Origin of the sequence: Pseudomonas duriflava, assembly GCF_007830155.1 — a bacterium.
Classification (GTDB): domain Bacteria; phylum Pseudomonadota; class Gammaproteobacteria; order Pseudomonadales; family Pseudomonadaceae; genus Chryseomonas; species Chryseomonas duriflava.
On sequence record NZ_VLKY01000007.1, the window covers coordinates 56947 to 81956 of the forward strand.

31 protein-coding genes and 1 tRNA gene are annotated in these 25010 nt (G+C 52.8%); 13 read left to right on the plus strand and 19 right to left on the minus strand.

Annotated elements, in window-relative coordinates; genetic code table 11:
- Positions 1–62: 62 nt before the first annotated feature.
- The gene (locus tag IQ22_RS11365; protein WP_145141831.1) at positions 63–317 is read right to left on the minus strand and encodes a DUF2789 domain-containing protein; all 255 of its coding nucleotides are present in this window, start codon (positions 315–317) and stop codon (positions 63–65) included.
- Between the two features lie 232 nt (positions 318–549).
- Between IQ22_RS11365 and IQ22_RS11370 the strand changes: the two genes are divergently transcribed.
- A complete protein-coding gene (locus IQ22_RS11370) occupies positions 550–990 on the plus strand; it encodes a hypothetical protein (protein ID WP_145141833.1) in 441 nt (146 codons plus the stop codon).
- On the opposite strand, the gene IQ22_RS11375 is transcribed toward IQ22_RS11370, so the two are convergent.
- On the minus strand, positions 987–1856 hold the full coding sequence (locus IQ22_RS11375) for a bestrophin family protein (RefSeq protein ID WP_145141835.1): 870 nt from the start codon (positions 1854–1856) through the stop codon (positions 987–989). The genes IQ22_RS11370 and IQ22_RS11375 overlap by 4 nt on opposite strands.
- Before the next feature lie 375 nt (positions 1857–2231).
- Between IQ22_RS11375 and IQ22_RS11380 the strand changes: the two genes are divergently transcribed.
- Together IQ22_RS11380 and IQ22_RS11385 are read left to right on the plus strand one after the other, a co-directional pair.
- Entirely contained in the window at positions 2232–4661 is a 2430-nt protein-coding gene (locus IQ22_RS11380; RefSeq protein WP_145141837.1) for a glucose/quinate/shikimate family membrane-bound PQQ-dependent dehydrogenase, read from the plus strand.
- 437 nt (positions 4662–5098) lie between these two features.
- Positions 5099–5311 carry a cold-shock protein gene (locus IQ22_RS11385; protein WP_145141839.1) on the plus strand — a complete coding sequence of 71 codons (213 nt, stop codon included), beginning with the start codon at positions 5099–5101 and terminating at the stop codon, positions 5309–5311.
- 79 nt (positions 5312–5390) lie between these two features.
- Here IQ22_RS11385 and IQ22_RS11390 read toward each other — a convergent pair whose 3' ends face one another.
- The 3 genes from IQ22_RS11390 to IQ22_RS23170 all read right to left on the minus strand — a co-directional run bounded on the left by IQ22_RS11390 (position 5391) and on the right by IQ22_RS23170 (position 6403).
- A complete protein-coding gene (locus IQ22_RS11390) occupies positions 5391–5618 on the minus strand; it encodes a hypothetical protein (RefSeq protein WP_145141841.1) in 228 nt (75 codons plus the stop codon).
- Between the two features lie 154 nt (positions 5619–5772).
- Complete coding sequence (locus IQ22_RS11395) at positions 5773–6099, minus strand: I78 family peptidase inhibitor (protein ID WP_145141843.1); 327 nt, start codon at positions 6097–6099, stop codon at positions 5773–5775.
- Between the two features lie 160 nt (positions 6100–6259).
- Entirely contained in the window at positions 6260–6403 is a 144-nt protein-coding gene (locus tag IQ22_RS23170) for a hypothetical protein (RefSeq protein ID WP_158635428.1), read from the minus strand.
- Between the two features lie 283 nt (positions 6404–6686).
- Between IQ22_RS23170 and IQ22_RS11400 the strand changes: the two genes are divergently transcribed.
- On the plus strand, positions 6687–6923 hold the full coding sequence (locus IQ22_RS11400) for a hypothetical protein (RefSeq protein WP_145141845.1): 237 nt from the start codon (positions 6687–6689) through the stop codon (positions 6921–6923).
- 193 nt (positions 6924–7116) lie between these two features.
- Here IQ22_RS11400 and IQ22_RS23340 read toward each other — a convergent pair whose 3' ends face one another.
- The gene (locus tag IQ22_RS23340) at positions 7117–7254 is read right to left on the minus strand and encodes a hypothetical protein (RefSeq protein ID WP_167654169.1); all 138 of its coding nucleotides are present in this window, start codon (positions 7252–7254) and stop codon (positions 7117–7119) included.
- A gap of 162 nt (positions 7255–7416) precedes the next feature.
- Between IQ22_RS23340 and IQ22_RS11405 the strand changes: the two genes are divergently transcribed.
- Both IQ22_RS11405 and IQ22_RS11410 read left to right on the plus strand, forming a co-directional pair.
- Complete coding sequence (locus IQ22_RS11405) at positions 7417–7647, plus strand: hypothetical protein (RefSeq protein WP_145141847.1); 231 nt, start codon at positions 7417–7419, stop codon at positions 7645–7647.
- Positions 7648–8316: 669 nt separating this feature from the next.
- Positions 8317–9012, plus strand: coding sequence for an endonuclease (locus IQ22_RS11410; RefSeq protein ID WP_145141849.1), 696 nt, complete (start codon positions 8317–8319; stop codon positions 9010–9012).
- 10 nt (positions 9013–9022) lie between these two features.
- On the opposite strand, the gene IQ22_RS11415 is transcribed toward IQ22_RS11410, so the two are convergent.
- A complete protein-coding gene (locus tag IQ22_RS11415; RefSeq protein ID WP_145141851.1) occupies positions 9023–9253 on the minus strand; it encodes a hypothetical protein in 231 nt (76 codons plus the stop codon).
- A 299-nt stretch (positions 9254–9552) separates the two neighbouring features.
- Here IQ22_RS11415 and ssb point away from each other — a divergent pair, with 299 nt between their 5' ends.
- Positions 9553–10032 (plus strand): single-stranded DNA-binding protein, encoded by a 480-nt coding sequence (gene ssb, locus IQ22_RS11420; protein WP_145141853.1) that lies wholly within the window; start codon positions 9553–9555, stop codon positions 10030–10032.
- 211 nt (positions 10033–10243) lie between these two features.
- Here the strand turns inward: ssb and IQ22_RS11425 are convergent, their stop codons facing one another.
- Positions 10244–10612: a DUF2493 domain-containing protein gene (locus IQ22_RS11425; protein ID WP_145141855.1), complete on the minus strand. Its 369-nt coding sequence runs from the start codon at positions 10610–10612 to the stop codon at positions 10244–10246.
- Between the two features lie 716 nt (positions 10613–11328).
- Positions 11329–11405 (minus strand) — tRNA-Val (locus IQ22_RS11430).
- A gap of 142 nt (positions 11406–11547) precedes the next feature.
- Between IQ22_RS11430 and IQ22_RS11435 the strand changes: the two genes are divergently transcribed.
- The gene (locus tag IQ22_RS11435) at positions 11548–11685 is read left to right on the plus strand and encodes a hypothetical protein (RefSeq protein ID WP_208733632.1); all 138 of its coding nucleotides are present in this window, start codon (positions 11548–11550) and stop codon (positions 11683–11685) included.
- Between the two features lies 1 nt (position 11686).
- Here the strand turns inward: IQ22_RS11435 and IQ22_RS11440 are convergent, their stop codons facing one another.
- From IQ22_RS11440 to IQ22_RS11450, 3 genes are all read right to left on the minus strand, one after another.
- Positions 11687–12199 (minus strand): DUF2937 family protein, encoded by a 513-nt coding sequence (locus tag IQ22_RS11440; RefSeq protein WP_145141857.1) that lies wholly within the window; start codon positions 12197–12199, stop codon positions 11687–11689.
- 33 nt (positions 12200–12232) lie between these two features.
- Positions 12233–13006, minus strand: a complete 774-nt coding sequence (locus tag IQ22_RS11445) for a class II glutamine amidotransferase (protein WP_145141859.1) — start codon at positions 13004–13006, stop codon at positions 12233–12235.
- A 173-nt stretch (positions 13007–13179) separates the two neighbouring features.
- Entirely contained in the window at positions 13180–13620 is a 441-nt protein-coding gene (locus tag IQ22_RS11450; RefSeq protein WP_208733633.1) for an MFS transporter, read from the minus strand.
- Between the two features lie 99 nt (positions 13621–13719).
- Between IQ22_RS11450 and IQ22_RS11455 the strand changes: the two genes are divergently transcribed.
- Both IQ22_RS11455 and IQ22_RS11460 read left to right on the plus strand, forming a co-directional pair.
- Complete coding sequence (locus IQ22_RS11455; protein WP_145141861.1) at positions 13720–15741, plus strand: S9 family peptidase; 2022 nt, start codon at positions 13720–13722, stop codon at positions 15739–15741.
- Between the two features lie 123 nt (positions 15742–15864).
- On the plus strand, positions 15865–16623 hold the full coding sequence (locus IQ22_RS11460) for an SRPBCC family protein (RefSeq protein WP_145141863.1): 759 nt from the start codon (positions 15865–15867) through the stop codon (positions 16621–16623).
- Positions 16624–16679: 56 nt separating this feature from the next.
- Here IQ22_RS11460 and IQ22_RS11465 read toward each other — a convergent pair whose 3' ends face one another.
- Positions 16680–17129 carry a YcgN family cysteine cluster protein gene (locus tag IQ22_RS11465; RefSeq protein ID WP_145141865.1) on the minus strand — a complete coding sequence of 150 codons (450 nt, stop codon included), beginning with the start codon at positions 17127–17129 and terminating at the stop codon, positions 16680–16682.
- A gap of 169 nt (positions 17130–17298) precedes the next feature.
- On the opposite strand from IQ22_RS11465, the gene IQ22_RS11470 reads away from it, so the two are divergent.
- The gene (locus tag IQ22_RS11470; protein WP_145141867.1) at positions 17299–17895 is read left to right on the plus strand and encodes a nitroreductase family protein; all 597 of its coding nucleotides are present in this window, start codon (positions 17299–17301) and stop codon (positions 17893–17895) included.
- Positions 17896–17933: 38 nt separating this feature from the next.
- Here the strand turns inward: IQ22_RS11470 and IQ22_RS11475 are convergent, their stop codons facing one another.
- Genes IQ22_RS11475 through rnd form a run of 3 tightly spaced genes read right to left on the minus strand, consistent with a single transcriptional unit; the run spans position 17934 to position 20339 of the window.
- Positions 17934–18866, minus strand: coding sequence for a D-2-hydroxyacid dehydrogenase (locus tag IQ22_RS11475; RefSeq protein ID WP_145141869.1), 933 nt, complete (start codon positions 18864–18866; stop codon positions 17934–17936).
- A 30-nt stretch (positions 18867–18896) separates the two neighbouring features.
- Entirely contained in the window at positions 18897–19190 is a 294-nt protein-coding gene (locus IQ22_RS11480; RefSeq protein ID WP_145141871.1) for a YcgL domain-containing protein, read from the minus strand.
- Positions 19191–19211: 21 nt separating this feature from the next.
- Positions 19212–20339 carry a ribonuclease D gene (gene rnd / locus IQ22_RS11485; RefSeq protein ID WP_145141873.1) on the minus strand — a complete coding sequence of 376 codons (1128 nt, stop codon included), beginning with the start codon at positions 20337–20339 and terminating at the stop codon, positions 19212–19214.
- 365 nt (positions 20340–20704) lie between these two features.
- Between rnd and IQ22_RS11490 the strand changes: the two genes are divergently transcribed.
- Both IQ22_RS11490 and IQ22_RS11495 read left to right on the plus strand, forming a co-directional pair.
- Positions 20705–21184, plus strand: coding sequence for a hypothetical protein (locus IQ22_RS11490; protein WP_145141875.1), 480 nt, complete (start codon positions 20705–20707; stop codon positions 21182–21184).
- Positions 21185–21327: 143 nt separating this feature from the next.
- The gene (locus tag IQ22_RS11495) at positions 21328–22623 is read left to right on the plus strand and encodes an OmpP1/FadL family transporter (protein ID WP_145141878.1); all 1296 of its coding nucleotides are present in this window, start codon (positions 21328–21330) and stop codon (positions 22621–22623) included.
- A gap of 44 nt (positions 22624–22667) precedes the next feature.
- Here IQ22_RS11495 and IQ22_RS11500 read toward each other — a convergent pair whose 3' ends face one another.
- From IQ22_RS11500 to cobT, 3 genes are read right to left on the minus strand one after another with little or no spacing between them, the layout of a single operon-like run.
- Positions 22668–23399, minus strand: a complete 732-nt coding sequence (locus IQ22_RS11500) for an adenosylcobinamide-GDP ribazoletransferase (RefSeq protein WP_145142219.1) — start codon at positions 23397–23399, stop codon at positions 22668–22670.
- A gap of 2 nt (positions 23400–23401) precedes the next feature.
- Positions 23402–23956 carry a histidine phosphatase family protein gene (locus tag IQ22_RS11505; RefSeq protein WP_145141880.1) on the minus strand — a complete coding sequence of 185 codons (555 nt, stop codon included), beginning with the start codon at positions 23954–23956 and terminating at the stop codon, positions 23402–23404.
- Positions 23953–25008, minus strand: a complete 1056-nt coding sequence (gene cobT / locus IQ22_RS11510; RefSeq protein ID WP_145141883.1) for a nicotinate-nucleotide--dimethylbenzimidazole phosphoribosyltransferase — start codon at positions 25006–25008, stop codon at positions 23953–23955. Before cobT ends, IQ22_RS11505 begins: the two co-directional genes overlap by 4 nt.
- Positions 25009–25010 lie beyond the last annotated feature (2 nt).

Genomic DNA, 25010 nt, shown 5'->3' on the forward strand with positions numbered 1-25010 from the left:
GCAGAACAACAAAAAGGCGGCACACTCCAGCTTGCCGCCTTTTTGTAGCTAGAGCCGTCATATCACGTTGAAGCCGGACTCTTGTTTTCATGTAGACGAACATTCAGCTCATCAACGATGGGCTCCCATTCTGCATCCTTCATAATCTCTTCCTTAAGAAAGGCTGCCTGTCCCGCTGACCAAAATGGCGCCTCGGATATTTTCATGTCGTCCGGTAGCGGGTAATGTTGCGCGATGAACGCTTCGATACTTGCCTCGTCAGAGTCCAGGCCAAGTTGATCGAACAGGGTCGTAAGGTCTTTGACAGGTAGTTCCATGTTCATCTCCACTCAAAGAAAGTCATAGTTCACCAGCCGGTCGACGTGTACTTAACATCATCAAAAGATCCGGCCAATCGAGGCTGCTTCAAAGTAGAGAGCTATTCGAAGGAATCAGTTCAATACACATTCCGGCGAAAAACTTTTCATCTTTTCCAAGTGGCTCTTACAGAGAAAACCCTAAATAAATCTGTCACAACCCTACAATAAATTGATAACCAGGTCTCATATTATGCGTTATCAAAAAATAGCGGTTACGTTGGTTGTCCTATGGTTTCTAATCGGTGGTGCGGCGCATCTGTTTGCAGCTGGCTACTTTGTGAAACTCGTCCCAATCGAGATTCCTTACCGGTTTGCGCTGGTCTGCTTTGGCGGCATCTTCGAAATGATTGGCGCCATCGGTCTCTTGTTCAAGGAGCTACGCCGATCTGTAGGCATCTTATTATTTGCCGCATCGCTGATTATGATGCCTATGCATTTTTACGTCTGGCAGCATGCAGGGCTTTTCCCTGCTCTCACTGAAACAATCCTGCTGCTGCGCCTGTTTGTCCATGCGGGCATGCTATGGCTAATCTGGTACAGCTGTATCTGTTACACCTGCCTGAGCGCCAGAAGCCTCGCTCTACAGCGAAACGGGGCTGAAAAGGAACTAGCGAAGGCCAAGCTCCATTAACGACTAGGCCTTGGCGCATCACGCAGCATGGAGGTCAGATTTTTTTCGATCGTTGCGCAGATCGTAGTCATCTGGATCTGGTGCTGACTTTCGGCAAAAGGACTTTGTAGATCACTGCCAATCTTTTCAATTGCCAGCAGCATAAAACCCACCACGGTCGAAGCTAGTGGTGTAAACCAGCCTAATGCTTCAACTAAACCAACGGGAACGATGAGGCAGAAAAGCGTTACAAACAATCGAGGAAAATACACGTAAGGGTAAGGCAGCGGTGTATTGGCGATCCGCTCCATCCCTCCCTGCCAATTCGACAAGTCCACCATCGTCGATTCCAGGCGCGCTAACCGAATGCTATCAAGGCGCCCTGCCTTGTACTCTGCGGCTATCAAGTTGGCGGAACCGCTAAGAATATCGTTGGGAAAATTATTGGTTTCGTTTCTCAAGGCGAACTCTTCTGGCGGTATCAGACTGGCAACCTCCTGACTGAACCCCTTGCCTTTGAGATGCATGGCCAAGGCCTTCACATAAGCCACATGCCGCTGTAGGAGCTCCGCCTTAATGGGGTTACTCATGTCACCCGGATCATCAATCAAAGTCAGCACCTGACGGCCAAAGCTGCGTGAACTGTTCACCATGCCGCCCCATAACGTGCGTGCTTCCCACCATCGGTTATAGGCGCTGCTGTTCCTGAAGCTAGTCAATACAACCAGAGCCGACCCCAACAAAGTGAGAGGCATCGTGGGCAGGCTCATCCGAGGATCGACAAACAGCATGAAATCTACCGTGACGACTACGTCCCAGATAAACAACCCGAACAGAGACCAGCCAACATAGGAGAACGTTTTCCAGACAAAACTCAGTTTGTTCATGATAACGGACGTCACAGCAAGACTCGCTTCTATAAGGAAGGGATGATGGAGAACCTCATTCTTACCGCCTTCAGACCACACGACAGGGCCGCTTCTCCACGCTCAGCTCAACAGAATGATGCGGCGTGTTTCTACCCTGACACCTTCAGACTAGATAGCTTTAAAGAAAAAGCTTTGGGGATAAACATGACACAAGCGTCTTGCTACAGATGTCATGACAAAACACTGTTGTCGATTATTAGCGAGCTTAACAACGAAAGCTGGATTAAAATACCGGTATAAGAACGCCAAAAATCCCCTCAAAAGCTTGCAACTCTCGGACTCTCGAAAGAGTCAAGTCCGATGGAATCCTTTTAACAAGTTGGTATTGCCTACATGAACGAAACGACTGGGCCGTTTGCAAAAGCGCGCCTCTTTTCTACATTAGTCGGTATCGCCCTTGCGTTGATTGGTCTCGCCATGCTCGTTGGCGGCATCAAACTGATAACCTTGGGTGGGTCCTTCTATTACGCACTGGCCGGAGCAGGTGTTCTGCTAACTGGTCTCTTGCTAATCCTGGCTAACAAGGCGGCACTTTGGCTATTTGCGCTTGTTCTGCTGGCCTCTACAATTTGGTCGATTTATGAAGTAGGCCTAGACTGGTGGCAACTGGTGCCCCGCCTGGCCCTGTGGTTTGTAGTGGGTATTGTGCTGTTGCTGCCGTGGGTACGTCGCCCTATCGCTCGTAAAGCCGGCGCTAACTCCATTGGTACTGCACCTCTAGCCGGAGCTGTCGTCATTGCCGGTGCTGTAGCTGTAGCCAGCCAGTTCACCAACCCGCATACCATTGAAGGTCACCTTGAGCGCGCCAGTGCCGGTACGCTCAATGCAGCCCCAGCGATGCCGGACGGAGATTGGCAGTCCTACGGGCGTACCGCCTTTGGTGATAAATACTCTCCGCTGACTCAAATTACGCCTGACAACGTCAAGCAGCTGGAAGTAGCCTGGACTTACCGAACCGGTGACATTCCTGGCCCGAACGATCCTCAGGAGACGACAGCGGAAAATACGCCGCTCAAGGTCAACGGTATGCTGTATGTGTGTACGCCACACAGTCAGGTCATCGCCCTGGATCCAGACACCGGCAAGGAAATCTGGCGTTTCGACCCCAAGCTGAGCACTCAGAATGCAGACAGCTTCAAGGGATGGGCTCACATGACCTGTCGAGGCGTGAGTTATCATGACGATGCGGCCTACGCCCAGACCGAAGCCCAGGCCAGTCCAGCAGAAACTGCTGCAGCGCCAGCTTCTGCCAGCAACTCCTGCCCCCGTCGCCTGTTCCTGCCGACAGCTGACACGCGTCTGATCGCCCTGAATGCTGATACTGGCGAGATGTGCCAGGACTTTGGTAATGGCGGTTCTATCGACCTTACTACCGGTATTGGCAGCTTCACACCAGGCGGCTATTACTCGACCTCTCCTCCATCTGTCACACGAGACCTCGTCATCATTGGCGGCCACGTAACAGATAACGCCTCTATCGATGAACCTTCCGGCGTTATCCGCGCCTATGATGTTCACGATGGTCATTTGGTCTGGAACTGGGACAGCGGCAACCCCGATGCCACCGAACCCCTTCCGGAAGGTCAGATCTATACCCGCAATTCACCCAACATGTGGTCAGTCATGTCGGTAGATGAAAAGCTGGGCTTGATCTATCTACCCATGGGCAATCAGACCCCTGACCAGTTTGGCGGCCACCGCACCCCAGAGTCCGAGCGTTACAGCGCAGGCGTGACCGCTTTGGACATCAATACTGGCAAGGTTCGCTGGGACTACCAGTTTACTCATCATGACTTGTGGGATATGGATGTTGGCGGCCAGCCAACGTTGATGGATATCAAGACGGCTGACGGCATCAAGCCTGGCCTGATTGCTTCCACCAAGCAAGGCAGCCTATATGTGCTGGATCGTACCAACGGCCAGCCCATTGTACCGATCAAGGAAACACCTGTACCGCAAGGCGCCGTGGAAGGCGACCATACGTCTCCTACCCAGCCGATGTCCGAGCTGAACATGATGCCACCGGTTCTCACCGAGGCGGACATGTGGGGCGTTACGCCACTTGATCAGATGCTGTGCCGTATTACCTTCAAGGCACACCGCTACGAAGGCATTTATACTCCGCCGTCACTGCAAGGCTCGATCGTATATCCAGGTAATTTCGGTGTGTTCGATTGGGGTGGCATTGCCGTCGACCCAATCCGACAGATCATGTTTGCCACACCTAGCTACATGGCGTTCACATCCAAATTGGTGCCGCGTGAAGAAGTCGAAGGCGGTCCGGCCCGGAAGAGCGAGACCGAAGGCGTACAACCTAACAAGGGTGCCCCTTACGGCGTCATCATGGGCGCTCTGCTTTCGCCAATGGGCTTGCCCTGTCAGTCGCCGCCATGGGGCTATGTTGCCGCAATCGACATGACCACCAATAAAGTGATCTGGAAGCACAAGAACGGCACTGTACGCGATAGCGCTCCCGTACCGTTACCCTTGCCCATGGGCGTTCCAGCGCTAGGTGGCCCCATCATGACGGCCAGCGGCCTAGCCTTCTTAAGCGGCACGCTGGATCAATACCTGCGCGCTTATGACGTTCGCAATGGCGAACAACTCTGGGAGGGTCGCTTGCCCGCAGGCGGCCAGACAACGCCCATGACCTACACCGGCAAGGATGGACGCCAATATGTGCTCGTCTATGCTGGCGGCCATGGCTCTCTGGGTACACGCCAAGGCGATTATGTCGTAGCCTTCGCCCTACCTAAGCAGTAAGCCAGAAATAGCGGAGTCGCTCAGGCGGCTCCGCTGCCCCCCATCCAGCACGTCCTTTTCTGCCTTTTATCCTGCTCCGCATCGTTTTATTTCATCTGATTATCTTGACTACACGTCTCTACAACCCGAGGCAATAAAAAGCAAAATATCGCGACAAAACGAGGCTTTTTCAGCGGCGTAAAAGGCATCAATCGCTTGTCTATACCCGATGACCGGACAACTGAATTCATGGGCAGATGCGTTTACTGAACTTTTGGTCTTTTCAAATGATCATATATGGTCGTAATATGATCCTGCTGTGCCCGTGCATTACTGTGAATCGCAACATGGTGTTTAGATACAGATCCAACATCGTTACGACTCCGTTACTCTCAGTGCTCAGTCTCGGTCAAGACTTCCCTTAACCGGAACTTAAATTTTTTAAAGGTAAAAACACCATGGCAAATCGCGAAAACGGTACTGTTAAGTGGTTCAATGATGAAAAAGGTTTTGGTTTCATCACTCCCGCTTCCGGCGGTGCTGATCTATTCGTTCACTTCCGTCAGATCAAAGCTAACGGCTTCAAGAGCCTGAAAGAAGGTCAGACTGTATCTTTCATCGCCGCTAAAGGTCAGAAAGGTATGGAAGCTCAGGAAGTTGAGATCGTTTAAGATCTCCTTCTTGAAAAAAGCCCCATCTTGATGGGGCTTTTTTATGGGCGGCTTATTGGCCTTGGCTCAGAAGACCAAATTAGAAGAGCAACTGGCCATCCTGGGTGATGCCGGTTATCCGCTGCAGGATCTCATCAGCAGCCTGCTCTGCTTCGAGCAGATGCCTGAACGTCCGATCCTGAGCCACACGGTGCAGGACTTCATCCTGCTTACCCTGCCCTTGCACAGCAATAAAGGCCTCAATGCTATGCTCGCTCTCAATAGCACTAGCCCAGGCCCGATGATCGCCAAAGATACGTAAACTCATACATTCCCTCCCTTTTGACTGGTCAGACGGCGCTGCCTGACTCATAGACTCCATAAAGGTCACATAGGGTTCCCGAACTCAGGGAAAATTCAGAGCGAAGCCTATTGCCTATCGAGAGACTCGGCAGACTAATTGAGGAGCCCGCCAGAGAAGATCATCCGCATCGAGCGCTTTGAATTACAAGAGAATCGTTTGTTGTAATGGTCAGCCGCTCGGAGTTGAAATCCATAGTAATGGCATCATCGGGACGAATCAGGCGCGCCACTCTAGCTCCAGCACGCTCTTGAACCTGCTTGAACAACTCAGGGGTAGCAGTTTTGCCTACCACATACTGCGCTGCATCAGAATTACAACCACTCCCCAAGGTTGAGCCAGTAGCTGAGCGGGCAGACGATCCTGATGACTCAGGTTCAGAAGTACTGCACCCAGCCAGCATGAACGAAGAGATCAGAAGTGTTACCGAAGCTATTTTCCAGAACATCCTAACGCCTTGTTGTCTAGTTAAAACCTCAAGATACGTAGGATGACTGGGGTAAAACAAGGGTTTACGGACAAATAGGAAAACTCGGTTACAAAGCCATAAAGATACCTGGCCCTATAACAACTGCTTATCGACTTATCCGACGTGTATACAAAAAGCTTCACAGCCCGCCGTAATGTGTCGTCCAGCGCAGCAGGAAAAAAACCATAATCAGCAAGGCGATAACACCCAACACATTGAGCTCAGCCCTGTCTATACCCAGTCGCGTTGCGATTCGGTGCCCTAGAAAATGACGCCACGTCATGCGAAAGCCAAACATTGAGGCCAGCAAAAGAATGAATAGAATCCCTTGAATCAGCCATCTGCAATGATGTACCAATCTGAAGCTCCTAGTGATTACTCAGTGAGTTTCTTTTGCTACAAGCGCCAAAACAATCATTCACCCGTTAATTTGTGACGGCCTACTCTATAGATTGTCGGATAGCAGAAGAAAGCGTTCACACTTCCTTATCTAGCAAGGAATGAATACTTAAGCCAAGCGTCCAAGCTAAAGCTTCGCGTATACACTTGAAACAAGGACTTCGATTATGAACGACACAGGCAATCTGGTTATCACTTACGAAGCAGCTGGCGAGAAGCAAGAGCTGGCCATTCCCAATGCTCCTACTGATATTGATGAAAGTACAGCCTTGCTATATGTCCTTCAGCAACACGGAGCCGAAAACATAGACATTGAGTTCCCACCTTATTGTGATGAACTGAATAAACGCCGCTTACGTGCACAAAAGATGAATCTGCTTAATGTAGCATGGCACTACCGCTAATTTTTCAAGCGTACCATATTGTAATAAGTTACAAGCTTCACGGTCAGACCGAGCTACTGAGATACTACTGCCATTACTCTATTGAGTTGCTTAGTGCGCTGTAGCCTATACTTGTGCGCACCGGCACATAACCATATCGTGTTCGAAAAAGCCGGGCCGAGCGTATATAACGGCCCGCCTTTTAAGGTGAAACTCAGACACTACCGGAGGAAAGACTCTCCTTGTCGGAACTATCCTTTGGCTTTTCCTGCACGGGCGCTTCATCGGGATCAGGCTGAATTTCCGGGTCGGTATCAATAGCGTCTGGATTGATATCTTCCATATCAGTCATGCTGCTTACCTCGCTGCCTGGGTTATAAGCTATCTATTAGGCTTCCTGTCTAATAGATGGTTCGGGGCCCTTGCATGATGAAACAACGAGATTACTCACGGCACCTCATATGTGCACCGTTGTCAGGTATCCTATAGCATTTAGTCACTTGAGGGTCTGATAGTGCGAACCGTACTGTTTCTTTTGCTTACTGCCTTCCTGTCATGCGCCTTCGGCATGCTCTTATTAGGTAACGCCTACTGGTTTACGACCGGCGGATGCCCGGGACATGGTGCTATTGAAGAAATCTGCACCGGTAGCAAAGCTAAAATTCAGTTGGGTTTTGGAATCGCCACAATGGTAGTTGGCACTGTAGCGATGATTATTTGCATCATTCGTGATCGTCGCAAGTAAAATGCTAAGCTTTGTATTACAGCTGTTTCCACTGGGGCACAGCGGTTTTACCTGTCAATAATTCGTTCTGTACCAATAGATTGAAAAGCCTACTGTCACCATAGAACTCTTGCGTCAGTTTAATGTCAGTGTGCCACCTAATTAATGATCATACTGACATCATGCAACCCTCACGTTACGATGCCGCTCGCACCAAGATTCAAGCCGCGCTTGCTCCTCTCGAATGTCGATTCACGAACAGAGACACTCGCGGCACCTTCGCCTTTAAAGCCGTAGATACTAAAGGGATCGTTAGATATGAATCAGGACGGATCCGAACAGCTATTTACTGTAACCCTTCTTCCCTTCATCACCTTTTAACTGCTGCACGACAGAAATTACTGGCGGCAGGAATAGAGCTATGCACTTGGGAAGAGCGCCTCACGCTTGAAATGATCTGTCATTGGCAAAAAACAACTCGGCGTCACCCCAATAACCATCCTTGAAGCTGGTGCTTGAAAAATAGAACCATACCTTCCTAACACGTGTTATCCATGACCGCTGTTTACAGCCACTATTGAGAACTGTCTATGCATACAGTGATAAAGTTCTCATATCTAAGGTGAACCTTTCGAACATCGGGTAATGGCTCGCTACCATCCGCGCTGAGTTTGCATTAGAGCCTAACCGATGTTCCGTCTAGTATTTCTCTTTCCGCTGTTTCTGCTTGCCTCATACGCTCATGCTGAGGCTCCACGTACTTTTCGTGAAGCTAAGGCTGTTGCAGCCAAAGTCTACAAACAGCAGCAAGTAGATTTTTATTGCGGCTGTCATTATTCGGGCAAGACTGTTGATTTAAAGAGTTGCGGATATGTACCACGGAAAAATGCCAACCGGGCTTCACGTATTGAATGGGAGCATATCGTACCCGCCTGGGTGATAGGCCATCAGCGTCAATGCTGGCAGCAAGGCGGAAGAAAGAATTGCACGTCGACCGACGATGTATACCAAATGGCTGAGGCAGACCTGTTTAACTTGATTCCCGTGGTAGGAGAAGTCAACGGTGATAGAAGTAACTTCGGCTTTGGGTGGCTACCTCAGAAACCCAATCAGTATGGTGCCTGCCAGATGGTCGTAGACTTCAAGGCTCGCAAAGCCATGCCCCGTCCTGAAATCCGAGGCATGGTTGCCCGCACCTACCTTTATATGAGCGAGCGATACGGCCTGCGTCTATCGAAGCAGGATAGCCATCTCTATTCTGCATGGAACAAGCAGTATCCTGCCGAACGCTGGGAGCGCCAGCGGAATCAGCGGCTAGCGTGCATCATGGGACACGGTAACCGCTTTGTTGGCAATGTGGACCTTAAGTCCTGCAAGAGAGCATAAAGGCGAAAGGTTAACCCTGGCCTGGCAAAGGCCTGGATAGTGTCTCGACGGTAATTGCCAACAGAATTACCACAAGGCCGAATAACAAAAGAAGAATTCGACCACCATTACTATCCTTATGTTTGATTCCGACAATTAGCATTACACCTAGAATAGCCAGTGTGACCGGCATATAGCTGACAGCCCATAACATTACCCAATAAAGCTTATCCCACAGCTGGGCCAGTACATTCTGCTGCATGCTCCCCTGTCTCCCGCCTCATCAAAAGGGGCATTCTACGAGATGACGGGAAAAGTCGTGACACCTTATGAGCCTATCATTCCTACTGCATGCTCACGCCGCCTCTAGAGCACCCTCAAGCGACACAGCTCCCCCCCCCTTGAACGATAGAAGACCGCCAGGACTGCAAGACTAACTTTTGCCGAGAAGATTTCTCTTCGGCACGCTGTAGTTGAGACACCGATTTCAAAATACAAACCTGACTTCCGCAAGAAAATACTGTATACTTATACAGTGCAAATACTCAGAGAGTTCTTATCATGGCATCACGTGGCGTCAACAAGGTCATTCTCGTCGGCAACGTCGGTGGCGATCCTGAAACACGGCACATGCCTAACGGCAATGCTGTCACCACCGTTACGCTGGCTACCAGCGAGTCCTGGAAAGATAAGCAAACCGGCCAACAGCAGGAGCGCACCGAGTGGCATCGCGTTGTCTTCTTTGGCAAGCTGGCTGAAATTGCAGGAGAGTATGTACGCAAAGGCTCACAACTTTATGTCGAAGGTAGTTTACGTACACGCAAATGGCAGGATAAGGAAGGTCAGGACCGCTATACCACAGAGGTTGTGGTAGATATGGGCGGCACATTGCAACTTCTTGGCGGGCGTAACGAAACAGGTGCAGGTGAGCAGGCCTACCAATCCCAGCCGCGTCCTTCACGGTCTAATAATTCACAGCGTACGCCAGCTCAGCAACCAGCTCCTAGTTACGAAGACTTCGATCAGGACATTCCGTTTTAAAAATTTTCCTTCAGGATAAAAGAGGTGCTTATATAAGTACCTCTTTTATCTATATTGACCATAAACTTTATTGCTTACATCCATCTTTTTGGCTGGATGCCTTTAGCGGCTGCCCGTCAAACACGTGGCGTAGTTACTGTTGGTCTATGCGGCCGAGCTGTTAATCAAGACAGCCACACAAAGAAATAGGCTATCCATCAGTAACGCAAGATTAATGAGAAACCTCTGCGAACGCCTGTTTGCGTGGTCGCCAGACTTTGACTCCTGCTGCCTGGGCTTGCTGAACGAGACTTTCAGTACCCTCGCTTCCAGGAAACGCTACTACTCCATCGGGATGAAGTCTTAACATTGAAGTGACGCGCAAGGGAAAGGCGCGCGGGCCAAATAAATGAAGCTTGGCAGGCACGGCAATAGCTTTAATGCCATGTTCATGAGCCCACGCCTCGGCCCATCGATCAACCGGGGTCGATCCGCCGTGAATGATCATTTCAATACCCTTTCTAGTCATCACGGCATTTAGCGCAGCGAACACGAACTCTTGGTCATTGAAATGGCGGCCACCACATACGATCAAACGCATGATGTCCCCCCTCAGTCTTGTCGAGGAGCCGTTTGATTAAGTGCTTACAAGGTACGCAGTAAATACTACAGCAGGACTCTTATCCAGCCTGGATCAACGCAACATGCCTAATCAACCCGTCTCTAAGTATTGAAAGCCAACTAATTACCTTTCAATGCCAGCCATCGGTAGAGCATTTGGATACTATGCAATTTACTACCTTTATTGCTCTTTCCAACGCAATAATTCAACGCCGTGGGGCTTTCCTATGGCTGCTGAAAACATCATATAACTCAAATGCGCCCTGTACGCCTATGCTCGACTGAACATACAGGCCACAAGAAACCTGTACATGCTGAACATTGAAAATGTCTCAACAGTTCATCCAAAGCTTGCGCTTGGCTAAACATGAATACTTTCTTTGGATTGCCATGAGCTTTTGACAAAGAGACGAAGCGAAGAAAGAAACGGGATAAACTTTCCAAGTTCTAAAGGAATAGCCCTATTCCAAATCATGCATAGCTTCCTGGCTTTAGCGGTCTCTTTGAGAACTTCTCATTGGAGCTTTGCCGCCACGCCTAAAGCAAGTAACTAAATTCATGAATACCTGAGCAAACATGAACCCGGCACAAGCTCTAGAATAAAATCATGACGAAACAGAATAGCTATTTTCAGGCAATAAAAAAGCCGACCCTTTCGGATCGGCTTTTCTCTCCCGCCAGCAGTGCGGGAATGTTTGGTAGGCACGATTGGACTCGAACCAACGACCCCCACCATGTCAAGGTGGTGCTCTAACCAGCTGAGCTACGTGCCTGCTGTGGGTGCGCATTTTACTGAATCGAACAAAGGCGTCAAGCGTTTTTATATCTAACTCACTGAAAAAAACGAAATTTTTTATCCCTATAAACTATTCAATACGGCACAGCAAAATACCCTGAAGTTGGCTAGAAGACTTATTGACCGGCTTTATCGCTAACGGGGCCTCGGCACGCGTGCATGGCCATCCGGTTACCGTGGTAGTAATGCTCGATGGTGCACTGATAGTGCCTGACGATGCCAGCGATACGGTATGGCGTATCGCCGCAAAGCCATAAATCAAACCAGTCGCCGAGATTTACGCCGCGGCAGAATCAGAATGGCTAGTGCTAGCGCAATTGATTCGATGATCCAAGATAAGAGAAAGGCGCACGCCAACCCCCAGCCAATGGACTCTGGAGTCAAAACGACTTGGTAGCGGTAACCCGCCCAGGTTTCCTGGAGAATAACGGGATTAGCCTCGGCTATAACATGCCAGATCCGCTCGTACCACGGCCCCTGCATGGCCTGCCATTGACGTTCCAGCATCTGGTCGCGCCGCATTAGGACGCCAATACTGTCCGCATCGTTTTGGAAAACAGGATCGTCACTGGCCCGATAGTGAGCCACGAGCCGGTCGAGGTCACCGCCAAAAAATTGTGTAGCCGTCTTGCGGAACCCCTCCAAGGCCTGCTGTGCTTCCAGCCGATGAGCCTCGATACGCTGGGCGTAATCCGTAATGAAGCCGGGTACCTGGACGCCTATCAAGAGACCTAATGCGAACAGAACCAGGCGGATATAACTACGCAGCATCGGAGCTCCTTGCGTGTCGATAAACCAGGGACGTCAAACTCGCCCCTGCATGATAATTTCCCCGTCCCGCCAGACCTTCCATTCTCCCGGCTCATACAGGGTCCAGGTCTCGTTTTCCGTCAGAGGCTCGGTGGCAATGATGGTTACGACATCATCAGGCGTCGTCTCCGCCTTGAAATCCACTGTCACCTCAGCATCCTTCAAATGAGCAGGGCCGAATGGGGCTCGACGCGTGATATGAGCAAGCTTGCTCGAACAAAAGGTAAACAGCCATTCGCCATTACTGAGCAAGGTATTGAACACCCCAAACTGACGGTAGCCATCGCAGACGCTAACTAGCGTAGGCAACAGCGCCTCAATCTCCACCGACTCGGGAAATTCACAGCGGACCTGGTTAAGCAAATGGCAGAACGCCGCCTCGCTATCGGTCTCGCCTACCGGCCGAAACAGGCCAGGTTCCGGCGCAAAGTCTTTGAGTTGACCATTATGGGCAAAGCACCAGTAACGTCCGCCCATCTCGCGTATGAATGGATGCGTATTGGCCAAATTGACCGAGCCGACGTTTGCATGACGGATATGTGCAATGACTATGCAGCTCTTGAGCGGATACCCTTGAATCATGCGGGCCACTTCCGAATCGGCCCCTGGCATGGAATCCTTGAATAAATGGATACCACGTCCTTCATACAAGGCCACCCCCCAACCATCACGGTGCGGCCCGGTGCGTCCACCGCGCTGCATCAGCCCCGTCAGGCTGAACGTGATATCAGTTGGTACATTGGCACTCATACCCAGCAGTTCGCACATATCCAGACCTCGGTTCGATAAGGCAGGCGTCGAGTAGGCTTTGACAGCTGATGACCGCCTCATACTCGGCGGACTTGTTCTAACCAGACGCCCTTTAAAGGAACGACTGGTGATAATGCGGGGAACGCTGCCTCGCCATGCTGAACGCAAGAACGATCAGACGCAACCCATGATCATAGACGCGGCTCGACACGCCCTCGCCGCTCTGGCAGCGCCCCGGCTGGCAACGGAGATGAAACAGGAGGCGAGGCAACCTGTTGCTCGACTGGCGGCTGATTACGACGCGAGCGTTGGATCAACCAGCGAACCAATACGAACACAAGGTACAGTATTAAGGCAATGCAGCCGTACAATGCCATCTCGGCCACGGCACGCCAAGCGCTGTTACCAACATGAAACACCAGGTCCAGCACAACGATCGCGCTGGAAGGCGCATAAAACCCATGTTCGGGATCGGCTATGGTCGGTGAGAACAGCAGCAGGGCAACGATCAGGCGGATGGGCTCACGTAACCAGCGCCACATCCAGCCGGTCGCCTTGAAACACACCCACAGACAGCCTAGTGCAGAGACACCATAGACGGCCCAGGCAATCAAATAGTCGTGTTCAGTCATTTCAATACATGGCGGGTCTATGAAAAGGGTGCCTATGATAACGACTTTTGCCCCTATGGGCGCCCCTGACTGGTTCTTTCGATATTCAAGGAGTCTCCGATGACACAAGCCCCTCTCGCTCGACGCTTGCACGGTGCCGATCCCTATGCTTGGCTGGAGCAACGGGACGATCCGGAAGTGCTTTCCTACTTAAAGACGGAAAATGCCTATTTGGAGGATGCGCTTGCCCCTGAAGCCGAACTGCGCGAGACGCTGTTCCAGGAGATTAAAGGACGTATCCGAGAGACTGACCTGTCCTTGCCCGTACCGTGGAAGGACTATCTCTACTATAACCGCACCCAAGCTGGCGATGAGTATGCTCGCCACTATCGTTGCCCACGGCCGCAAGACGGCTCGCTCACGATCGACGAGTCTTGTGAAGAGTTATTGATGGATGCCAATCTCCTCGCAGAGGGCGGCTTTTTATCGATTGGCCGCTTCACCATTAGTCCGGATCAAAGCAAGCTGGCCTATAGCATCGACCAAGTGGGTGATGAAACGTATCGCCTGTTTATCAAGGATATTGCTTCCGGTGAGCTTACAGCTCTCCCTTTCGAAGAGTGCGACGGGAGTATTACTTGGGCAGGCGACAGCCAGACGCTCTTCTTTGGCGAGCGTGACGAAGCCCACAGACCTCACAAGCTGTATCGCTATCGACTAGGAGATGCTGAGGCGCAAATGGTCTTCCACGAAACCGATGGCCGCTTCTTCATTGGCTGTTACCGCTCCAGCTCGGAGCGCAAGCTAATACTGCTGTCTCACAGCAAGACCACTAGCGAAGCCTGGGTCATGGATGCCGATAAACCCAATGAGGCGTTTGTCTGCCTTGCGCCGCGACAGGAGGGACATGAATATTTTCCAGACCATGGTGCCGACGGCTGGATGATTCGCAGCAACCAGGCCGGTATCAACTATGCGCTATATCAGGCACCCGATACCCAGCCTAGCCGGGAACATTGGGAGCTGCTGGTCCCGCATGATCCGGAGCGGATGCTTGAAGAAGTTAACCTCAACGCCCATGGTTATGTGCTGAATTTGCGTGAGGCTGGCCTGCCTGTTCTCGAAGTACGTCCAAAGGGCCAGACGCCTTATCGCGTTCAGTTGCCAGATGAGGTCTATAGCTTGGGCGTGGTTGATGTTCTGGAATTTGACAGCCCAGTACTGCGACTACGCTACGAATCCTTGAATCGTCCGGCACAGGTACGCCAGCTGGATCTGGTCACAGGCGAACAAACCGTACTCAAGGAGGTTCCAGTCGAAGGGCCTTTTAATGCAGACGAGTATGTTAGCCGACGGTTATGGGCTACGGCCCAGGATGGCGCACATATACCGATCAGCCTGGTCATGCGCAAGGATCGAGAAGGTCAGCCAGCTCCATTGTATCTCTATGGTTATGGTGCCTATGGCCACAGCCTTGACCCTTGGTTTTCCCATGCGCGCCTGAGCTTGCTTGACCGTGGCTTCACCTTTGCCATCGCCCATGTACGTGGCGGCGGCGAGCTAGGCGAAGCCTGGTATCAAGCCGGCAAGCTGGAAAACAAGCAGAACACTTTCGACGATTTCATCGCCTGCGCCGAGCATCTGATCACTCAAGGTCATACCACACCAAATCAACTGTGCATCAGTGGCGGCAGTGCGGGCGGCCTGCTGATCGGTGCGGTCCTTAATCAGCGCCCCGACTTATTCGCTGCAGCCATTGCGGAAGTTCCGTTCGTGGATGTGCTCAACACGATGCTCAAGCCAGATCTACCACTAACAGTGACGGAGTACGATGAATGGGGTAACCCAGGCGAAGCAGACGTTTATGCCCGGATCGCCTCGTATGCCCCTTATGAAAACGTAACCGCCCAGGCATACCCTGCCCTTCTGGCTGTTGCGGGCTATCACGACACACGCGTTCAGTACTGGGAAGCCGCCAAATGGGTTGCCAAATTAAGGGCTACACGCACCAATGATCAGTTGCTGCTGCTCAAGACTGAATTCGGTGCCGGTCATGGCGGTAAGAGCGGCCGCTACCAGGCGCTACACGACATTGCGTTGGAGTACGCCTTTCTACTGAAAGTATTAAGACTTACAGCGTAACGACTGCTGGCAGGCCCTATTGGCGCCTGCCAGCTTCTCTACCGAACCGGATCAATGTTCTTTGAGGGAACGGCCGGGCATAGCGATGGTCTTTCTTGAATCTCCGCCATTCAGGAGCTCGCCATGCCGGGTCGCCGTCTTACACGTCTTACCTCTCTATCTGACCATATGCAGAATGTAGGGGGACTCGAACGCGTCGCCTCCCTGGCTGGAGGTGGCCTGTTGTTAATCAAAGGATTTCGCCGCGGCGGAATCGGGGGTGTCGTGAGTGCCGTTTTCGGTGCCATGGCACTTTATCGTGGCTATACAGGGCACTGTGCTGCTAAACAAGCCTTAAGCCATAGCGAATTTGAACGTGGTTTGATTCGCGATTATCAGTGGAAAAATGCCAAAACCGAATCCTGCTGCATAGTAATCAACTGTCCGCGCGCAGACATTTATCGTTTCTGGCGTGATTTCAATAATCTGCCTGCCTTCATGGGGAACGTCCAACGTATCGATGTGCTGGACGACAAGCGCTCTCACTGGGTTATTCAAGGCCCTACCGGCTCGTTGCAATGGGACTCGATCATCACGGAGGACGAACCGAACCAGCTCATCGGCTGGCGTTCCGTTGCCGGAGGAGATTTAAATAGTATGGGCTGGGTATCTTTCAGTGACGCTGCGAATGGCGGAACCGAAGTTGAAACCTTGATTGCTTATGATCCACCGGGCGGTGTAGCTGGCCATGCGCTGGCTACACTTATGGGTCGCAATCCGGCCTCCCAGGTATCCAGACACCTGGAACAACTTAAGGCACTACTCGAAAATGCAGGTCGTGCTACCGAGACCGCAACAGTGACGGGCAATGATTCTCTGGTGAGTCCACCGGCTGCCGTTTGACGCTCATGCCTTGCGCCTATTGCGCAAGGCTTCCCCTCTGCAGGAACGTTTTGCCATCAACCCGCGCGAAAGATTAGATAGTCTTCCCAATTTTCCTCCTGAACTTGCGTCTCACTGAGCATACGCCCGGACTGAGAAATCCTTGCATCATGTACGGCCTTTTCGTCACCGCAAACCAACGGATGCCATGGCAATAGGTCCTTTCCCTCAGAAACGAGTCGATAGCCGCAGGTAGGCGGCAGCCAGTTGAACTGATCCGCCTGATCCGGGGTCAGCTGGACGCAATCCGCCACGAACTGCTTGCGCTCGGCGTAGCGCGTGCAGCGGCATGTTGTCAGATCAAGGAGTTGGCAAGCGATGCGTGTGTAATAAACGCTGCCGTCGTCTTCATCCTCAAGCTTTTGCAAACAGCACAAACCGCAGCCATCACAGAGCGATTCCCACTCTTCCTGATCGAGCTGGTCGAGGGTCTTGCGTTTCCAAAAGGGTTGGGTCTTGGCGGCCATAAGCAGAGTCGTCTGGAAAAAGCGCGCAGTCTAGTCCTCATGCGCCTAAGGGCCAAGCACCATTCATGCAGCTTGTCGGAATGCACACCGCAGCGGTAACGTAGCGGCGGATTTAGACGCGCCGCGCTCACCCTGAATGCGGCGCCCCGTTCCTTTATTAGGAGGCCTCATGACAGCCGCTACCCGTGTTCCGCAGTATGATGTCGATCCACAGTTCGTTCAACGCTGGTCTCCACGCGCTTTCAGCGATGCCACCATTGAAGAAACCGAGCTGATGAGTATTTTCGAGGCCGCCCGCTGGGCACCGTCTTCCTACAATGCGCAGCCCTGGCGCTTTTTGTATGCCCGTCGCGGCTCGGCGCATTGGGAGCTGTTCCAGCAGATGATCAGCGAATACAACCGCAGCTGGGCTCAACATGCTGCTGCGCTGGTAATCGTATTGTCCAAGACTACATTCGTACCCCCAGGTGGTAGTGAAGAGACACCACTGGGCACACACAGTTTTGATACCGGAGCGGCCTGGGGCTTCATGGCGTTACAAGCAGGCAAGCTAGGCTTTCATACCCATGGCATGGCCGGCATTGAATATGATCGGATTCGCCAGGAACTGAAGGTTCCTACTGACCTCAAGATCGAGATGGCTATTGCGATCGGCAAGTTGGGCGACAAGTCCTCGCTACCCGAGAAATTGCAAGCCCGTGAACAGCCAAGCCCCCGCCGCCCCGTTGAAGAGCTGGCAGTCGAAGGTCCTTACACGCTAGGTTAATGGCTCGGTATCCAGCCGGCCCATACCGGCTGGAGCTCCTAATATCCCTTTGTAAAATCAACCTGCCCACGCAGCGGTTCCCCTTGCTGGAAACGTTTCAGGTTGCCCAGAAAAAGCCTGACCGTTGGATATAGCGCATCAACAGCAGCCGTATGACTGGTGATTGTGAGACGCGGCGCTGTCCAGAAAGGATGATCACAAGGAAGCGGCTCTTCTCGAAAGACATCTAATACAGCCCCAGCCAGCTGCCCTGCTTCAAGCGCAGCAACCAGGTCTGCATCAACCACGGCCGTACCACGCCCAGCGTTGATGAATACTGCAGAAGGCTTCATCCGGGCAAACAGCGCTTGTGTATAAAGGTTGGCTGTAGCTGGCGTATCCGGCAGCAGACTAATAATGTAGTCCGCTTCACCTACTTCCACAGAAAGCTCACTCAGCCCTAACACCTGCTCAAAGCCTGGAATAGCCCGAGGTGCTCTGGCAATACCCCGTACGCTGACGCCGAACGGAAGAAGATAATGGGCCACATCACGACCAATATCACCCGCGCCAACGATCAGGATATTACGTCCCGCCAACGAGCCCGGCACTCTGGCATCCCACCTCCGTTCGGCCTGTGCATACATGCGACTCGCCACCTGGCGCTCATGGGCGAGCAGATGGGTCAGCACATATTCCGCCATCAGTTGCCCAAACACACCTACGGCACGAGTGAGAACATAATCCGAGGGTAGCTTGTCGCATAGCAAAGGGCGAATACCGGCCCAGGTAGAGTGCAGCCAACGCGGGGTAATCCCTTTAGACAGCAAATAGGCCAGCTGATCAGGCTGACCAAACCAGATTGGGCAGCCCCTGGCCGCCTCGGCCATTACCGCCGGCTCGTCACCCGCTACGAACTCAAGCTCTGGAACCGTCTTTCGTAGCACGGCTGTATAAGCCGCATGGCTTTTCTCTAGGAGCAGTATACGCATCGACCTATCCTTGGATTGGGTTAACCCTGATTAAACGGGATCGTTCATGCGTAGCAGATGCTCTGGCAAGTGCTCGATATAGTCCTCTTCCGGCGGCGGCATTTGCAGGTGATATCCCTGCTTTTCCAGATTAGCCAATACCTTTTCGGTGTCCTCCCGCTCCAGACGACGCTCAGGAGTCAAAATGAACTCAAAAGCCAGCTGCGGCGCGCCAAACGCCGTTAAGAGAGCCTCAGGAACACGGGTTAGGCCATCTCGCTTTTCAACATAAAGGTACATCCCGTTTTTACGCGGGCTTTTATAAATTGAACAAATTCGCTTCATGAGTACTCCGGATTAAACTGGTCAGGCACGTAGTAAGGCCAAGCGATCCAGCAGGGCTTGCCCCATCAACTCACGCCGCCAGCCGCGTAATGTATCGGGTAATACATACTCACCGTCGGGCCAACCACTTTTGATTAGAGCCTCTAGCACCTTTTTGCGCAGCATCAGTTCAGGTGACATATTCAAGCGCTCCGCTTCATTATGCCCAATCAAGCGCAGATCCTTGAGAATAGGAGAAATCTCAGGGGGCAGTGGCTCTGGCAAACGCTCAGGCCAATATTCAGGCGGTACTTTGGCCGCATCGGCAATCAATTGGATAAGCACGTCGCCATACTGGCGGACTGTTCGCGGATGCATGTCTTCGATCTGAGCCAGCGCGGCTTTATCGGTAGGCTGTAAGCGGGCCAGCGGCCACAAGGACCGCTCACGTACGATCCGGTTACGCGGCTGGTTGCTACGACGAGCCTCTTGCTCACGCCAGGCACAGATTTCCCGCAGCACCGCCAATTGCTGACGCGATAACCGCCAACCTAGCTTGACGTCCTGGTACGCCAAAGAGGGATCAGAATCCTGACGCAAATGCGCAACCAGCTCTGCTCCATCCTCCAGCAACCAAGCCCGCTTGGAGGGATCCAGTCGCGCCGACAGAACCTGATACAGCTCTGCAAGGTGCTCTACATCCGCAGCGGCATAGCGCTCTTGCAGCTCCGTCAGGGGACGCTGTAGCCAGTCGGAACGCGTCTCGTCCTTGGGCAAGGCAATATTCAGGACCTCGTGTACCAGTCGCGAGTATCCCATTGAATGCCCCATGCCCAGGTAGGCCGCTGCCAGTTGTGTATCGAACAACGGCACCGGCAGGCTACCTGTCAGTTGTAAGAAGACCTCTAGATCTTCACTGCAGGCATGTAAAACCTTGACTACGGCCTGCGCCTCAAGCACCTCGACGAAGGGCTGCCAATCATCGATGGTCAGCGGGTCAATCAGATAGCTAGCCTCTCCGTCGCCCACCTGAACAAGTCCAGCAATGGGATAGAACGTGTCGACCCGCATGAATTCGGTGTCGAGCACAACAAAGGGGCAGGTCCGCCAATGAGCGCAATGACGAGCCAGGCTTTCGTTGTCTTTGATCCATTGTATTGCGAGGGTCACGTAAAACCTCCAGAACTAATACCGGAAGTATATCCGCCCTGGCCGCTTGAAGAAGCATTAACGCAGGCGCGGCTATATGCCACCTTTAATCCGCTCCGCTGTCTTACCATGCATAAACCCTCATTTTTTCAAGGAGCAGGGTAACCATCTCGACGCTCAAAAAGGTGAATGCACCATCATGAAGCGATATATCAACACGGATGAAAACTTCAAAATCTTCTAAAAACCGTAAGTTAGGTGCCAATGTTAAGACTAAACTTGAAGTTAAGAGCCTAAGGTCATGTGAAGTCAGGGCTACGAAAAGACAATACCTATCGGCAAATCATCCGGACTACCCGGATCAACGCGTTAGTGATGAGGTAGCCATGGGAATCGCTGCATGCGAATTAAGCCAGTATGTCATTCGTCCAACGCTTGTCTACCTGGATCGCTACTCCCCAGCCGCCGAAATGATGCTGCTGGCTACGGCAGCTACGCAGTCCGCCCTGGGAGCGACCCTGGAAAATCAGGAGCATCATGGTATCTATCGCATCACGGCCGAGCGCCACGCTGCTCTCTGGGATGCCTATCTGGCTCATGATCCAGAGCGAGCCAGCCTAGTACGCGGGCTGGCCAGCCAGCATGCTTTTTTTGGTGCTCCTCATCTGGAGCTTACCGTCAACTTACGTTACGCGACGGCAATCGCCTGGCTCTTGATCGAGGAGTCCGGTCTTCCCCTCCCTTCTCCAGCAGACCGACAAGGTCAAGCCCGTTTGTGGCGCAGGGTTTTTAATTCCCAGGGGCGGCTACAGGACTTTCTTACCGCTTGGCGACATTGCAGCGAAGCCTGGAACCAAGTGGCCTAAGCGTGACTCAGTAGTCTTTTTTGAATAAAGCCTTTGAGCCTGTTAAAAGCATTAGTGAGCGTCTAGCTTATGGACGGTGCTTGGAAAAGCACTTCCCATTCTGATAGTTTCCGCCCGCGTCATCTTCTGGAGTTGCGCTAACAATGAAAACAATAGGGTTGAAATCAGCAATAGCGCTGGCTATCGCCAGCTATTCCAGCCTTAGCCTTGCCAACGGCATCGCCATCAACGAACAAAGTGCCAGCGGCATGGGTACCTCCTTTGCCGGACGCTCCTCTTCGGCCCTGGACGCCTCGACGGTCTTTGGTAACCCGGCAGGTATGTCTAAGCTTGAACGTACTGAGGTCACTGGCGGTGTCGCCGTTATCGATGCCAGCACGGACTATAGCGACGCACAAAGCAGTGCCACTGGAACCAATAAAGGGGACATGGTTCCGACTTCTGCCATTCCATTCGGCTATGTGGTCACACCCCTGAATGAGGATTGGCATTTTGGTTTGGGGATTTATGTTCCTTACGCCGTGATCAGTGATTACGAGAAAAGCTTTCAGGGCCGCTACCATGGCCTTTACAGCAAGGTCGAGGTCATTACCGTACAGCCTACCCTGAGCTATAAGATCAACGATAAGGTGTCTATTGGTTTCGGCCCCACCTTCAACCGGATCGAAGGCAAGCTGACCAATAACCTGTCGCTGGCTGCCTTGGGCGGTGGCGATGCCAAGCTGAACATCAAGGGGGATGATGTTGCGGTTGGCTACAATATAGGTGTATTGGCGGACGTAACGGATCAGTTAGCTGTAGGTGTTACGTATCACTCCAAGGTCAAGTACGAACTGGAAGGTCATACCAAGGTCACTGGCGTTTCCAGTGCATCACCGGTAGTGAACTCTCTTATAAGCCCGCTCAACGGCAGTTATGACGCTTCGCTGGATCTAACGACACCAGAATCCTTGGATGCGTCCTTTACCTACAAGCTGGACGACCGGTGGACACTCTACGGTGGAGCAACCTGGACTCGCTGGAGTCGCCTGGAAGCGATCGTCGTCGAGAACTCTGGTACGCCAACCATACCCGGATTAGGTAATGTGACAGGTACGGTGGACGAGGAACTCCAGTGGCACGATACCTGGTCCTATGCCATCGGAGCGGCTTATCAACTGAACCCGCAGTGGGTGTTGCGTACCGGTTTTGCCCTTGATCCGTCACCGACCGATAACGAATACCGCAACGTACGTATTCCCGTCGGAAACCGGAAGACTGTTTCGATCGGAGCCGGTTGGTCGCCCACACCTGACATGACCGTCGATGTTGCTTATGCCTACCTGTGGGAAAGCGAATCGTCGATTAATCGGGAAGGTAATACCTTGCAACCTGCCTACAACGCTAACGTCAAGAACAGTGCTCACGGCATTGCGGCACAGCTGAGCTATCGTTTCTAATGTGGATGCTGGCTAACAACGCCGCCTTTGGGCGGCGTTTTCATTTAGGCATGCAATGCCAGCGTCACCAGAATGGCGCATTCGGTCAGCTCGACTAGCGTTCCGGCTGTATCGCCCGTAATGCCGCCCAACCGCCTTTTGAATTGCCGCCGTAATGTCCAGAAAATCAGCGCGGCACAGATCACTGCCGAAAGAGCACCTGGCAGAACAAATAATGCGACAAAGCCATAAGCGCTCAACGTAATACCCAGGCGCCAGCGCGGCATATGGTCTACCAACGTTTGCCCTAGCCCTCCCGCCCTTACGTAACGGGTGCTTAGCAGAATCGCTGGCAAGGCGATACGCGCCAACCAGGGTGCCAGCACGAGTGCGCCTAGCTGCCCCGATTCCAGCAGCGCAGTGAGTGCCGCAAATTTGAGCAGGAGCACCACAACTATTGTCACTACACCGACGGGGCCGGACCGCGGGTCCTTCATGATGGCCAACGTGCGCTCTCGGTCACCAAAGCCACCTACCCACGCATCGGCTGTGTCTGCCAGACCGTCCAGATGAAGCGCTCCGGTTACCAGCACCCACGCCGCCAAAATGAGCGCAGCCTGTAACAAGAATGAACTGGCTTCCACCAGCTCACGAATACTCCAGAGCAGCATGCCAATAAGCAGCCCTACGGCGGGATACCATAACAAGGACTGCCCCATCTGCTCAGGTCGAGGCATACCAGGCAGGCGCACCGGAATTCGGGTTAGGAACTGCAGAGCAATGAGAAAGGGCAGCATCATCAAAGACCCAGCGCATGCGGGTCAAAGGCATGTAAACTGCCATATGCGGCCTCAACCTGCAGCAAGGCATGCCGAGGCAACCCCTGCTGGCGAGCCAACAGTAGCCGAATGACTCCTCCATGCGTGACGATTAAAGTTCGACTTCTGGAATAATCACTTACCAGTGCGCGCATAGCTGCGAGAACCCGTGCCTCAAAGGCTGCAACAGGCTCTCCGTTAGGCGGCGTGTAGGTATAAGGATCCGCCCAGAAAAGACCTAACGCCTCTGCCTGATCCTCTATCAACTCAGCAGCCGTATGCCCTTCCCAGTCACCGAAGTCTAACTCTCGCAAACCCGGCTCAACCAGACAGTTGGTTCGGTCAGCGTCGGCTATGGACTGCGCAAACAGCAGGCAACGCTGCAAAGGTGAACTGACGACAAGTTCCCACGCTGGCTCACCTGCAATGGCAGCATGCATCTGGGCCAGCCCTTTTGGGGTAAGCCTGGGATCCAGTCGACCTCGAAAGCCTCCCGGCCCTTCCGTTTCGCCATGTCGCAACAAGAAAAATGTCATTCCAGCCGATCCGTGACGCTGGCCTCGGCAAAGGTCGCCATGCCTTGATGCAGGTCGCAAGCCAGCCGCAACAGCGGAACCGCTACGGCAGCACCGCTTCCCTCACCCAGCCGTAGTCCCAAGTCAAGCAGCGGGCGTGCATCCAATGCGCTTAGTATGGCGGCATGGCCCGGCTCGGCGCCGCGATGTGAAAAGAGTAACCAGGAGCGACCCTCCGGGTTCAATCGCACAGCGCACAGGGCTGCTACCGAGCAGATAAAGCCGTCGACCAGAACGGGAATACCTTCCTGCATACATGCCAAGTAAGCTCCAGTCAGTGCGGCAATCTCAAAGCCCCCCAGGCGACGTAAAACTTCCAGCGGACTGCTTAAGGCTTCGCCATGTCGTAGCAGACCACGCTGAATAACGGCAACCTTCAAGGCTACGCCGTCACGATCGAGGCCAGTACCCGGCCCTGCCATGCTCACCGGCGAAACGTTTAGCAAGGCACACGCCATGGCGCTCGCAGAGGTAGTGTTTCCAATGCCCATTTCACCGCCGATGAATAGCTGAACGCCATTTGTGCGAGCACGTTGAATGCTGTCTCGCCCTGCCAGCAAGGCGGCTTCGCATTGTGCGACTGTCATAGCGGGCTCGACTGTAAAGTTCGCGGTCCCAGGTCCCAGCGGCAAGAACGTAACGCCATTTAGCGCTTCGAGCGGCTCGACCGTACCCAGATTGATGACTTCCAACGGCGCCTGCAGGCTTCGTGAGAGCACGCTGATCGCAGCGCCACCGCGGACAAAATTGCGTAACATTTCGCCCGTTACCGCCTGCGGATAGGCCGAAATACCTTCTTCGACCACTCCATGGTCGCCTGCAAACACACTGATCGATATGCGCTCTAGCGTAGGAAGTTCGCAGCCCTGCAGGGCTGCCAGGTCAATCGCTACTTCTTCAAGCCGCCCCAAGGCGCCACGCGGCTTGGTCAGTTGCGCCTGTCGGGCTGCGGCGCGCGCACGCGCCTCTTCATCCAGGGGTTGGCAGACGGACTGCCACCAGTACTGCAGCATTA